The 11,119-nt window shown below is 38.5% G+C and carries 14 protein-coding genes; 13 read left to right on the top strand and 1 reads right to left on the bottom strand.

Annotation, left to right across the window (positions count from 1 at the left end; translation table 11 throughout):
- Nucleotides 1-158: 158 nt before the first annotated feature.
- The 6 genes from V7149_RS10595 to V7149_RS10570 all read left to right on the top strand — a co-directional run bounded on the left by V7149_RS10595 (nucleotide 159) and on the right by V7149_RS10570 (nucleotide 4,541).
- On the top strand, nucleotides 159-662 hold the full coding sequence (locus tag V7149_RS10595) for a ubiquinol-cytochrome c reductase iron-sulfur subunit (RefSeq protein WP_335345595.1): 504 nt from the start codon (nucleotides 159-161) through the stop codon (nucleotides 660-662).
- A gap of 3 nt (nucleotides 663-665) precedes the next feature.
- The gene (gene qcrB / locus V7149_RS10590; RefSeq protein ID WP_335345594.1) at nucleotides 666-1,340 is read left to right on the top strand and encodes a menaquinol-cytochrome c reductase cytochrome b subunit; all 675 of its coding nucleotides are present in this window, start codon (nucleotides 666-668) and stop codon (nucleotides 1,338-1,340) included.
- 44 nt (nucleotides 1,341-1,384) lie between these two features.
- Complete coding sequence (locus V7149_RS10585; protein ID WP_335345593.1) at nucleotides 1,385-2,152, top strand: menaquinol-cytochrome c reductase cytochrome b/c subunit; 768 nt, start codon at nucleotides 1,385-1,387, stop codon at nucleotides 2,150-2,152.
- A gap of 127 nt (nucleotides 2,153-2,279) precedes the next feature.
- Entirely contained in the window at nucleotides 2,280-2,879 is a 600-nt protein-coding gene (locus tag V7149_RS10580; RefSeq protein ID WP_335345592.1) for a DUF1405 domain-containing protein, read from the top strand.
- Between the two features lie 61 nt (nucleotides 2,880-2,940).
- Complete coding sequence (ypjB, locus tag V7149_RS10575; RefSeq protein ID WP_335345591.1) at nucleotides 2,941-3,738, top strand: sporulation protein YpjB; 798 nt, start codon at nucleotides 2,941-2,943, stop codon at nucleotides 3,736-3,738.
- Nucleotides 3,739-3,860: 122 nt separating this feature from the next.
- Nucleotides 3,861-4,541, top strand: coding sequence for a zinc metallopeptidase (locus tag V7149_RS10570; protein WP_335345590.1), 681 nt, complete (start codon nucleotides 3,861-3,863; stop codon nucleotides 4,539-4,541).
- 31 nt (nucleotides 4,542-4,572) lie between these two features.
- On the opposite strand, the gene V7149_RS10565 is transcribed toward V7149_RS10570, so the two are convergent.
- Entirely contained in the window at nucleotides 4,573-5,433 is an 861-nt protein-coding gene (locus tag V7149_RS10565) for a YitT family protein (RefSeq protein ID WP_335345589.1), read from the bottom strand.
- Between the two features lie 199 nt (nucleotides 5,434-5,632).
- On the opposite strand from V7149_RS10565, the gene V7149_RS10560 reads away from it, so the two are divergent.
- The 7 genes from V7149_RS10560 to V7149_RS10530 form a co-directional block, all read left to right on the top strand.
- Entirely contained in the window at nucleotides 5,633-5,974 is a 342-nt protein-coding gene (locus tag V7149_RS10560) for a nucleotide pyrophosphohydrolase (RefSeq protein ID WP_335345588.1), read from the top strand.
- Nucleotide 5,975: 1 nt separating this feature from the next.
- Nucleotides 5,976-6,776 (top strand): 4-hydroxy-tetrahydrodipicolinate reductase, encoded by an 801-nt coding sequence (dapB, locus tag V7149_RS10555; RefSeq protein WP_335345587.1) that lies wholly within the window; start codon nucleotides 5,976-5,978, stop codon nucleotides 6,774-6,776.
- 14 nt (nucleotides 6,777-6,790) lie between these two features.
- Nucleotides 6,791-7,210, top strand: a complete 420-nt coding sequence (gene mgsA, locus V7149_RS10550; protein WP_335345586.1) for a methylglyoxal synthase — start codon at nucleotides 6,791-6,793, stop codon at nucleotides 7,208-7,210.
- Nucleotides 7,182-7,919, top strand: coding sequence for a bacillithiol biosynthesis deacetylase BshB1 (bshB1, locus tag V7149_RS10545; RefSeq protein WP_438824107.1), 738 nt, complete (start codon nucleotides 7,182-7,184; stop codon nucleotides 7,917-7,919). Before mgsA ends, bshB1 begins: the two co-directional genes overlap by 29 nt.
- Nucleotides 7,916-9,061, top strand: a complete 1,146-nt coding sequence (gene bshA / locus V7149_RS10540; RefSeq protein WP_335345585.1) for an N-acetyl-alpha-D-glucosaminyl L-malate synthase BshA — start codon at nucleotides 7,916-7,918, stop codon at nucleotides 9,059-9,061. The genes bshB1 and bshA overlap by 4 nt, the downstream gene beginning before the upstream one ends.
- A complete protein-coding gene (locus V7149_RS10535; RefSeq protein ID WP_335345584.1) occupies nucleotides 9,058-10,257 on the top strand; it encodes a CCA tRNA nucleotidyltransferase in 1,200 nt (399 codons plus the stop codon). Before bshA ends, V7149_RS10535 begins: the two co-directional genes overlap by 4 nt.
- Nucleotides 10,242-11,119, top strand: an 878-nt coding sequence (locus V7149_RS10530; RefSeq protein ID WP_335345583.1) for a biotin--[acetyl-CoA-carboxylase] ligase, incomplete at its 3' end; no start/stop codon positions are given. The genes V7149_RS10535 and V7149_RS10530, both read left to right, overlap by 16 nt.

The raw sequence follows: 11,119 nt of genomic DNA, 5'->3' as shown, positions 1-11,119 counted from the left end.
TTTTAATATTATTTAAATCTGTCACAGAGTCTACATGTTTTTACCAAAGGATTATATTGACCTTCAAAGAAGATTGATATATCATGGTTATGTCCTAGTTTTATATTGTGTTGAACTTTGTCCGTTGGACTTAACTTCATAATAGAGGGGGGAAAAGTATGAGCAAAAATCGTGTATCAAGACGTCAATTCCTTAGCTATACTCTAACTGGTGTAGGCGGTTTCATGGCTGCAGGTATGTTAATGCCTATGGTTCGTTTCGCAATTGATCCAGTATTGCAAGCAAAAGCTGAAGGTGATTTCATTCCAACTAAACAAAAAGTTGCCGAAATTACCGATGTTCCAACTAGGGTTGACTATACATTTGAACAGCAGGATGCATGGTATACTTCAGATGTAACAGGTACAGCATGGGTTTACAAAGACGAAAAAGGTGAAATTGTAGCTTTATCGCCTGTATGTAAACATTTAGGGTGTGTAGTTGACTGGAATACTGATAAATCCAATCAGAATCACTTCTACTGTCCATGTCATGGCGGTCTTTATACTAAAGATGGTACAAACGTTCCTGGAACTCCGCCAATAGCACCGCTTGACGTATATCCTTTCATCGAAAAAGACGGCTTCCTTCACTTAGGAAAAGCCAAGCCAAAGGGGGCGTAATGATTGTTAAACAAAATTTATGATTGGGTAGATGAACGTTTAGATATTACGCCTTTATGGCGCGACATCGCGGACCATGAAGTTCCTGAGCACGTAAACCCTGCACATCACTTCTCTGCGTTCGTATACTGCTTTGGCGGATTAACGTTCTTCGTTACTGTTATCCAAATCTTATCTGGAATGTTCTTAACTATGTATTATGTTCCAGATATTAAAAATGCATGGGAATCTGTTTATTACTTGCAAAACCATGTTGCTTTTGGACAAATTGTCCGTGGAATGCATCACTGGGGTGCAAGCTTAGTCATTGTAATGATGTTCTTACATACGCTTCGTGTTTTCTTCCAAGGTGCTTATAAGAAGCCTCGTGAGTTAAACTGGGTTGTTGGTGTACTTATTTTCTTCGTTATGCTAGCACTTGGATTAACTGGTTATCTATTGCCTTGGGATATGAAAGCATTATTTGCAACAAAAGTTACAATGCAAATTATTGAATCAACACCACTGATTGGTATGCAATTAAAAACACTAATTGCAGGGGATCCGGATATTGTCGGTGCTCAAACGATTACCCGATTCTTCGCGATTCACGTATTCTTCTTGCCTGCAGCCTTATTCGGGTTAATGGCAGCACACTTTGTAATGATTCGTAAACAAGGTATTTCAGGTCCGTTGTAAAAATACAATTACGATAATATTGAAAAAGGAGGGGGAATCGCCCAATGCATCGTGGTAAAGGTATGAAATTCGTAGGTGACTCTCGTGTTCCTGCTGAACGTAAACCGAATATTCCGAAAGATTACTCGGAATACCCTGGAAAAACAGAGGCGTTCTGGCCTAACTTCCTATTAAAGGAATGGATGGTTGGTGCTGTTTTCTTAATCGGATTTTTATGTTTAACAATTGCACATGAACCACCGTTAGAAAAAATAGCTGATCCGAGTGATACAGCTTATATCCCGCTTCCAGACTGGTATTTCTTATTCTTATACCAATTGCTTAAATATACTTATGCATCTGGACCATACAATGCGGTAGGTGCGTTTATTATTCCAGGTCTAGCATTTGGGGCGTTACTATTAGCGCCATTTATTGACCGTGGTCCAGAACGCAGACCATCTAAACGACCATTAGCAACTGGATTTATGCTTTTAGCTATCGCAGGTATTACATTTTTAACTTGGCAGTCTGTAGCTACTCATGACTGGGAAGCTGCTGCAAACCAAGGGAAAATCGTAGCAGAAGTTGACATTGATACTGAAGCAGAAGGCTATAAATTTCTTGAAGCAAACAATTGCTTGTCATGTCACGGAGCTGAACTTACAGGTGGTGCAGGGTCACCTGCTCTTATCGACACTGGCTTAACTCCTGAAGAAATTTCTGATATTGCGGTAAATGGTAAAGGAAGCATGCCTCCAGGGATGTTTAAAGGAACGGATGAAGAATTAAAAGTACTTGCTGAATATATTTCGGGTTTAACAAGTAAATAACTGGAAAAAGCTGACGTTTTGCGTCAGCTTTTTTTGATGATGTTAAATGTTTTGAATCTAACTATATTTAATGTATATGGTAAAATAGTCAATATAATACAAACCATATAAAGAAAAGAGGACCTTCATGAAGTGGATTTATCCTATCCTAGCACATCGAGCTGTACTGTGGCTGTTATTCATAGTGAATTTTGCAGGAACTGTATACGGTTATATTTGGTATAAATGGCAGCTAGTTGAGACACCGCCCATTTTCTTGCCTTTCGTTCCAGACAGTCCAACTGCAAGCTTGTTTTTTGTCTTCGTATTAATTGCTTTTTTACTGGGGAAAAACTGGCCCCTTTTTGAAGCATTGGCTATTGTAACGCTCATTAAATATGGGGTATGGGCCGTAGTCATGAACTTATTAGTTTTCAATGTAACAGGAGAATTGGATTTGGTTGCACTTATGCTTATACTTTCACATGGTGCGATGGCTGTCCAAGGTGTACTGTACGCTCCATTTTATCGTATTAAAACTTGGCATTTAGTTGTTACGGGGATTTGGACATTACATAATGATGTAATAGATTATGTGTTTTTTATGCTTCCCCGTTACCCTATTTTGGACTTATACACGCCGCAAATTGGTTATTTTACATTTTGGCTTAGCATGTTTTCATTAGGTATCACTGCTTTTTTAACCTTAAGAAAAAATCGATTTATCTTAAAATTGAATTCTTATTGAATAGGTATAACCTTGTCCCATCTCTCATAGATATTTAATAGTAATTTGAGGGGGGACAAGAATGAAAGCTAGGATTATTGTTACAGTCATTATATGTTTTCTATTATTGCCTATATCAGTTATCGCAAACGAAACCTCACCTGTAGATAGATTGGATCAATTATCCGATGAAGCATTGCAGATGGTTAAGCTTCATCGATACGAAGATGCCAAAAGGCTTCTAGATTATTTTTCTGAACAATTTGTTTCTGTTACTGGAAAGGAAAGATCTTTCACTGCGGATGAATTGAGAATCTTAACCATTTCACATGATGAGGCCGTGCAGGCTGCTGCCAATGCCACCATGAATCATGAAGAGAAAATTAACCGCGTTACGAAGTTTAGGCTTGTCATGGATGCCATAACTTCTCCATATCAACCATTATGGACTGAAATGGAATCACCCATTATGACTGTTTTTGCAGAAGTTAAGGAAGCTGTGTATGCTGGTGATAAACAACAATTTAATACGACATTGAATTCATTTTTATCATTGTATGACATGATTTATCCTAGTATAAAAATAAATGTGGATAGAGACCACATACAAAGATTAGATGCAAAAATAGATTTTATTGATAAATATAGGCCTCAAGTTTTAACTGAAACAGCCAGCCAAATGGAGCTCGAAGCATTAGAAGCGGATTTACAGCTATTATTTGATGAAATGACTGAAGACGAAGCAGATCCTTCCTTATGGTGGGTAATCATTTCAACAGGAAGCATTATTATTCTTACATTATCCTACGTTGGATGGAGAAAATATAAGGGAGATCAGGAAAAGAAGGAAAAGTCACTTTCCAGGAGGCAAAAAGATTGACGCCATCTTTCAGCAAAAATACAATAATATAGAGAAGCTTCACTAACTTTGTGGAGTGTCATTCTTTCAAGTACCAATTTCTAATACTGCATCTAGAGAAAGCTGAATAAGGAGGGATAGCAATGGGGGGGTACCTTATATACTTTGCTATCATTATTTTGATTCCGCTATGGGCGCAAATGAGAGTGAAAGGCTCCTATACTAAATATTCAAAAGTCCCAGCCTCATCACATATGAGAGGTGCGGAAGTTGCAAGAAGAATTCTTGACACTAATGGATTATTCCATGTCGGTGTTGAGGAAGTAAGAGGTCATTTAACAGACCATTATGATCCCCGTTCCAAAACAGTAAGGCTGTCAACTGCAAATTTCCATGGTCACTCCGTAGCCGCTGCGGCAATTGCAGCTCATGAAGTCGGTCATGCCATACAGGATCAGCAAAATTATGCACCTTTACGTTTCCGCCATACGCTTGTGCCAGTCGCAAATATCGGTTCCAATTTTTCTTGGATCCTGATTATGATCGGTTTCTTTGCAGGTTTAAGCGGATTTGTGTTACTTGGTATTATTTTTATGGCGTCAGCTGTAGTCTTCCAGCTTGTCACTCTTCCAGTTGAATTTAATGCATCCAACCGTGCTATGGATCAAATCGTATCACTAGGGATCATCAGAAACGATGAGGAAAGGGAGACGAGAAAGGTGCTTAATGCGGCAGCACTCACCTATGTAGCAGCAGCTGCTGTTGCCGTGTTAGAATTACTTCGCTTAATTCTTATTTATACAGGAATGCAAAGACAAGATTAAAACCAGCCTGTTGGCTGGTTTTAGTCTTGTCTTAATGTTCGATTGGCTTTTTGTTTTCGTCTAATGTGAATCCTTCTCCAAGTACATCGTGGACAACTGTGACCGAAACAAAGGCATGTGGATCCACTGAGTTAATGACATTTTTTAACCGGACAATTTCATTCTTCCCGACAACACAATATAAGACTTCTCGATCCTTTTTAGTAAATGACCCATATCCCCTAAGGACTGTTACGCCCCGTTCCATTTCTATCATGATCTTGTTGGCTATTTCATCATTTAAATCGGAAATAATCATTGCTCCTCTTGCGGAATATGAGCCTTCCTGCATGAAATCAATCACCCTTGCTCCGACAAATACAGCAACAAGTGTATACATCGCTTCTTGATAGGATAAATAAAAAATTAAAGATAGCGTAATCACGACGGCGTCAAATATGAACATCGTTCTTCCCATGCTAATGCCTGCATACTTGTTCACTAATCTTGCAATAATATCAACTCCGCCAGTGGTTCCACCAAAGCGGAATATAGTTCCAAGGCCAATACCGATAAAAACACCAGCAAATAATGCTGCAAGTGTTAAGTCTTCATTGAGCGGCATATGTATTTGATTACGCTGAAATATCCATAAAAAAACCGAGACGCTGACAGTACCGAGAATTGTATATAGGAATGAGTTTTTCCCGAGTAATTTCCAGCCTAGAAAAAATAGCGGAATATTTAACAATAAATTCGTATACGAAGGATCCCATTTAAACAGGAAATATAAAAGAAGGGTAATACCAGTAAAGCCCCCTTCAGATAAATTATTTTGCATATTAAAATGAACGATGCCGAAAGAAAAGATGGCAGATCCAAACAAGATAAAAAGAATATTTTTCAATTTCACATAAAATCCTCCGCTTCCAATTTCCTACATGAATTATTGTGCCCGTTTATTAAGGATAAAGTCAAGTGTGTTTGGAAACTAGAACAAACGTAACACCTATTATTTAATAAAAAATATTTGTAAAAGAACTATCGTTTAGCTAACATGAAAGAAGGGAAATAGTAGGTTACCTTTTAACAGAAGAAGGGATGAATAAAGAGTGCAAGAAAAAACAATGAAAGATCTACAGGAAGAAGTAGATGCATACATAGGCCAATTTAAAGAAGGGTATTTTAGTCCTCTAGCCATGCTGGCAAGACTAACAGAGGAACTAGGCGAACTTGCAAGAGAGATCAATCATCAATACGGTGAGAAACCGAAAAAAGCTACTGAAGCGGAAAAAGCAATTGAAGAGGAAATGGGAGATATGTTGTTTGTCCTCATTTGCTTAGCCAATTCATTAAATATCGATCTTGAGACAGCACATAATCAAATTATGAATAAATTTAATACCCGCGATAAAGACCGCTGGACTAGAATTGAAGAGCAGGGGGATAAATAAAATGGAAAAAATCAATATTGTGATTGCAGGTGCAAGAGGTAGAATGGGAAGGGAAGCCGTTCAGCTTGTTCAGCAAACTGATCGTTATCAGCTAGTGGCAGTAGTTGATCATAAGAATGGAGGAGGCTTGCTCAGTGAATTTGATGGCTTCACTGGAATAGATATTCCAATTTACACAGATATGTCTCAATGCTTCCAGGAAATTGATGCAGATGTCCTTATCGATTTAACTACACCTGAATTTGGTATGCTTCATGCAAAAACAGCTTTGACGTATGGGGTTAGACCGGTTGTCGGAACAACTGGCTTTACGAAAGAGAATCTAAGTGAGCTTGAATCTCTTTGCCGTGAAAAGGAACTTGGTTGTATCATTGCACCTAATTTTGCCATTGGTGCTATTTTAATGATGAAGTTTGCCCAAATGGCTGGAAGATATTTTAATGATGTAGAAATTATCGAACTCCACCATGATCAAAAGCTGGATGCTCCTTCTGGAACAGCGGTAAAAACGGCAGAAATGATTGCAGAGGTTAGGCAGCCAAAAAAACAAGGGCATCCGGATGAAAAGGAAACAATCTATGGTGCAAGAGGAGCAGATTTTGAAGGGATGCATATTCATTCAGTCAGATTGCCTGGCTTAATTGCCCATCAGCAAGTGATGTTCGGCTCAGAAGGACAAACCTTGACAATCCGGCATGACTCTTATAATCGTGCCTCCTTTATGTCGGGGGTTAAACATGCGGTAGATACCGTGTTGAAAATTGATACATTAGTATACGGTCTAGAAAATATTTTGGAATAGAAAGGGGCGATAAGATGAATATTGCTTTAATTGCACATGATAAGAAAAAGGATGCGCTTGTTGGCTTTGTAACGGCGTATAAAGACATTTTAGCCGAGCATACTCTTTTCGCCACAGGAACTACTGGTTTAAGAATAATCAATGAAACAGGCTTAAACGTTCATCGATTTCAATCAGGCCCCTACGGTGGAGATCAGGAAATCGGTGCATTTGTAGCCAATAATAAAATGGATATTGTGATATTCTTCAGAGATCCTTTAACAGCACAGCCCCATGAGCCAGATGTGACAGCATTAATTCGTTTATGCGATGTATACTCTGTACCACTCGCAACAAATATGGGGACTGCAGAAATTATAATTAAAGGGCTTGAGCGCGGGGACTTATCTTGGAGAAATATTGTATATGGAAAAAGCGGTGGTAAGGATGTCTGATATAAAGCTTGATATTCTTGCATTTGGTGCACATGCTGATGATGTTGAAATCGGCATGGGTGCATCCATTGCAAAATTTGTAAATATAGGAAAAACTATAGGTATTTGTGATCTAACGAATGCGGAGCTATCATCGAATGGAACGGTCGAAACACGAAAGATAGAAGCCCAAAAAGCAGCAGAGGTGTTAGGCGTTAGCATAAGGGAGAATCTCGGTCTGCCTGATAGAGGGCTATTTCCTAATCCAGAATATATAAAGAAAATGGTAGCAGTTATTCGCAAATATCGCCCTTCCCTTGTTTTTGCACCTTATTATCATGATCGGCACCCTGATCATGGACAATGTGCCCGTCTTGTAGAGGAGGCGGTCTTTTCTGCTGGAATACGAAACTATTCTTCTGAAGAGGATTTTGGCCCGCATCGGGTTAAAAACCTGTACTTTTATATGATTAATGGGTTTCATGAACCAGATTTTGTCATTGATGTATCAAATTATATGGATAAAAAAATTGAAAGCCTACAAGCATATAAAAGCCAGTTTGTAAAAAATGCGGGGACCTTCAACACTCCGCTTGTAAATGGGTATATTGAAACGATTGAAGCAAGAGAAAGACTTTTCGGTAAAGAAGTTGAAGTAGCCTATGCTGAAGGGTTCAAACGCAAAAAGCCAGTCATTATAAATCTAGATTTATTTGGTGAAAACGAATGAAAACAAAATTAAAAATAGGGATAACCTGTTATCCGACAGTAGGCGGATCTGGAGCTATAGCTACTGAATTAGGGAAAAAGCTTGCTGAAAGGGGTCATGAAATTCATTTCGTTTCCTCGAGCCTTCCGTTCCGATTAAATAGAATGCATTCAAATATTTATTATCATCAAGTAGAAGTAAATCAATATTCCGTTTTTCAGTATCCCCCATATGATATTGCCCTTGCCAGTAAGATGGCTGAAGTTATAAAACGGGAAAATCTTGATTTGCTCCATGTCCATTATGCGATTCCGCATGCTGTATGTGCCATACTTGCCAAGCAAATGTGTGAACAGGATATTAAAATTGTTACCACTTTACACGGGACAGATATTACAGTTCTTGGCTATGATCAATCTTTAACGGGGGCAATCCGTTTTGGAATAGAAAAATCTGATGCCGTTACGGCAGTATCAAACTCCTTAACTTCGCAAACATACGATGTAATCAAACCTGAAAAAAAGATTGAAGTCGTTTACAACTTTATTGATGAGCGTGTATATCGTTTAATGGATTCTTCCTATTTACGGAAGGAATACGGAATAAAAAAAGAAGAAAAGGTTATTATCCATGTTTCAAATTTCCGCGGGGTGAAAAGAGTTCAGGATGTAGTAAAAGCTTTTGCTCTAATTGCAGAAAAGCTGCCTGCCAAGCTGCTTCTTGTCGGAGATGGGCCTGAAATGACTGTCGTTTGCAGTCTTGTAAATAAATTAGGTATTAATGATAAAGTACTATTATTAGGTAAACAAGATAATCTTGAAGAGCTATACTCAATTAGTGATTTAATGCTGTTGCTTTCCGAAAAGGAAAGCTTTGGTTTAGTTGCTCTCGAAGCAATGGCTTGTGGAGTACCTTGTATTGGGACAAATATCGGCGGTATTCCTGAAGTGATAGCTAATGAGAAAAATGGCTATTTATGCGAACTTGGCGATATTCCGGCAATTGCAGAAAAAGGCATCCATTTGCTATCTAATGAAGAACTGCATCAACGGTTTTCCAGAGAGGCCATTAATACAGCGTACCATAACTTTCGCTCAGAACTTATTGTCACTCAATATGAGAATATATATTACAACCTACTTAAAGAGGATGACGTAATTTGAAAGAGTCTTTTCTAAAAGCCATTCCCCTTTTATCAAAAATTCAAGAGTCAGGCTATGAAGCTTACTTTGTCGGAGGATCGGTTAGAGATTATTTGTTAGATAAGGAGATTGCAGATGTCGATATTGCTACCTCTGCAACACCTGAGGAAATTAGAACTATTTTTCCGAAAACGATAGATGTCGGAATCGAGCATGGAACTATTGTTGTCCTATATAATGGGATTCCATATGAAGTGACAACCTTCCGAACTGAAGCAGAATATGTTGACTTTAGAAGGCCATCAGAGGTTCAATTTATCCGGTCATTGGATGAAGACTTAAAACGCAGGGATTTTACGATGAATGCGATTGCCATGGACAAGGAAGGCCGATTTATTGATCCGTTTCATGGCAGGCGGGCTATCAAGGAAAAAATAATACAAACAGTAGGTGGGGCAGAGGATCGTTTTTCAGAGGACGCCTTAAGAATGATGCGTGCTGTTCGTTTCTATAGTCAATTAGGCTTTCAAATAGAAGAGAAGACTTATCAGGCTTTGAAATCATCCGCTTCATTACTGGCAAATATCTCAACAGAGAGAAAACTAGCTGAGTTCGAAAAACTTCTAGCTGGAAAAAATCGAATTCAAGCATTGCTTGTACTAGCTGATACTGGCCTTTTAAGCCACTTGCCGGGTATGAATCCATTTGTCGAAGCGATAAATGGCATTAAAAAGTATGATAGCAGCAAACTTTCAGCTAATGAAATGTGGGGGCTGCTACTCTTTCTTTTTAAGATTGACTTACATAAAGTTAATGATTTTATGAAAAATTGGAAGCTGCCAGTGAAAAAAATAAAAAAAATCAATCAATTATTGTTTTGGCTGAATTTTAGAGAAAGAAGCGATTGGACAAATAAAGCGATGTTCGATGGGGGCTCTGAAATCATTGAGGGAACAGAAAAAATTTATAATGTATTACATAATCAGGATGTAAACGTACATATAGAAAGTTTACTGTTTAGTTATAATTTATTGCCCATTAAACAGCGAAGTGAATTACAGGTTACAGGAACCGACCTTCAAGAGTGGTTTCAAAAAACCCCTGGACCTTGGATAAAGGAAAAATTAGCTGAGGCTGAGATCGCAGTCTTAAACAAGCAAGTCAGTAATCGCAAAGATTCGTTAAAGGAGTGGCTGTTACGGTGCAATCGGAGTTAAGAAAGAAACTGCTTGATGCATTTACACTAAATGAAGATGAATATTTGTCTGGCCAATATTTAGCTGATCTATTAGGATGCTCAAGAACAGCAGTCTGGAAGCATATAGAAGATATGCGTAAGGACGGGTTTGAACTTGAAGCTGTTCGGAGGAAGGGATATAGAATAACAAGGGTTCCGGAAAGAATTACAGCAGATGAAATAAGGTTGGGGCTTTTAACAAAGTTTATCGGAAAGAATATACATTACGAGGAAAGTGTTGACTCCACACAAAAAATTGCCCATCGTCTAGCAAATGAAGATACTCCGGAGGGTACAGTTATTATCGCCGAGGAGCAGTTATTAGGCAGGGGAAGAATGGACCGGAGATGGCATTCTCCGAAATATACCGGGATTTGGATGAGTGTGATTTTGCGTCCAAATCTCCCGCCTCCAAAGGCCCCACAGCTAACCTTAATAACTGCGGTTGCCGTTGTTCAAGCAATAGAAGAATTAACTGACCTATCTCCACAAATAAAATGGCCGAATGATATTTTAATCAATGGGAAGAAGGTGACCGGAATATTGACAGAGCTTCAAGCCGATGCAGACCGGATCACTTCCATTATTATTGGAATTGGTATTAATGTAAATCAGCAAAAGGAAGATTATCCTGAGGAACTGCATACTATTGCTACCTCTCTATCTATCGAAAGCGGTAAAAAACTCCAAAGAGCAGAATTAGTAAAAATTCTGTTAAGCAAATTGGAGAATTTATATACTCTATACCTAGAAAAAGGCTTCTACCCGATAAAGCTGCTTTGGGAAAGTTATGCCATCAGTATAGGCAAAGTCATAACAGCCAGAACGATTACGGGAAGTAT

This window comes from Bacillus sp. JJ1503 (assembly GCF_036965125.1).
Classification (GTDB): Bacteria; Bacillota; Bacilli; order Bacillales; family Cytobacillaceae; genus Cytobacillus.
This window is presented reverse-complemented; position numbering and strand designations above follow the sequence as displayed.

What these genes read in the sequence shown, in the direction of transcription:
- V7149_RS10570 (WP_335345590.1), top strand. Translation starts at nt 3,861, where the DNA reads ATGGGGGGGTACCTTATATACTTTGCTATCATTATTTTGATTCCGCTA.
- dapB (WP_335345587.1), top strand. Translation starts at nt 5,976, where the DNA reads ATGGAAAAAATCAATATTGTGATTGCAGGTGCAAGAGGTAGAATGGGA.
- V7149_RS10585 (WP_335345593.1), top strand. Translation starts at nt 1,385, where the DNA reads ATGCATCGTGGTAAAGGTATGAAATTCGTAGGTGACTCTCGTGTTCCT.
- bshA (WP_335345585.1), top strand. Translation starts at nt 7,916, where the DNA reads ATGAAAACAAAATTAAAAATAGGGATAACCTGTTATCCGACAGTAGGC.
- V7149_RS10580 (WP_335345592.1), top strand. Translation starts at nt 2,280, where the DNA reads ATGAAGTGGATTTATCCTATCCTAGCACATCGAGCTGTACTGTGGCTG.
- mgsA (WP_335345586.1), top strand. Translation starts at nt 6,791, where the DNA reads ATGAATATTGCTTTAATTGCACATGATAAGAAAAAGGATGCGCTTGTT.
- V7149_RS10595 (WP_335345595.1), top strand. Translation starts at nt 159, where the DNA reads ATGAGCAAAAATCGTGTATCAAGACGTCAATTCCTTAGCTATACTCTA.
- ypjB (WP_335345591.1), top strand. Translation starts at nt 2,941, where the DNA reads ATGAAAGCTAGGATTATTGTTACAGTCATTATATGTTTTCTATTATTG.
- bshB1 (WP_438824107.1), top strand. Translation starts at nt 7,182, where the DNA reads ATGGAAAAAGCGGTGGTAAGGATGTCTGATATAAAGCTTGATATTCTT.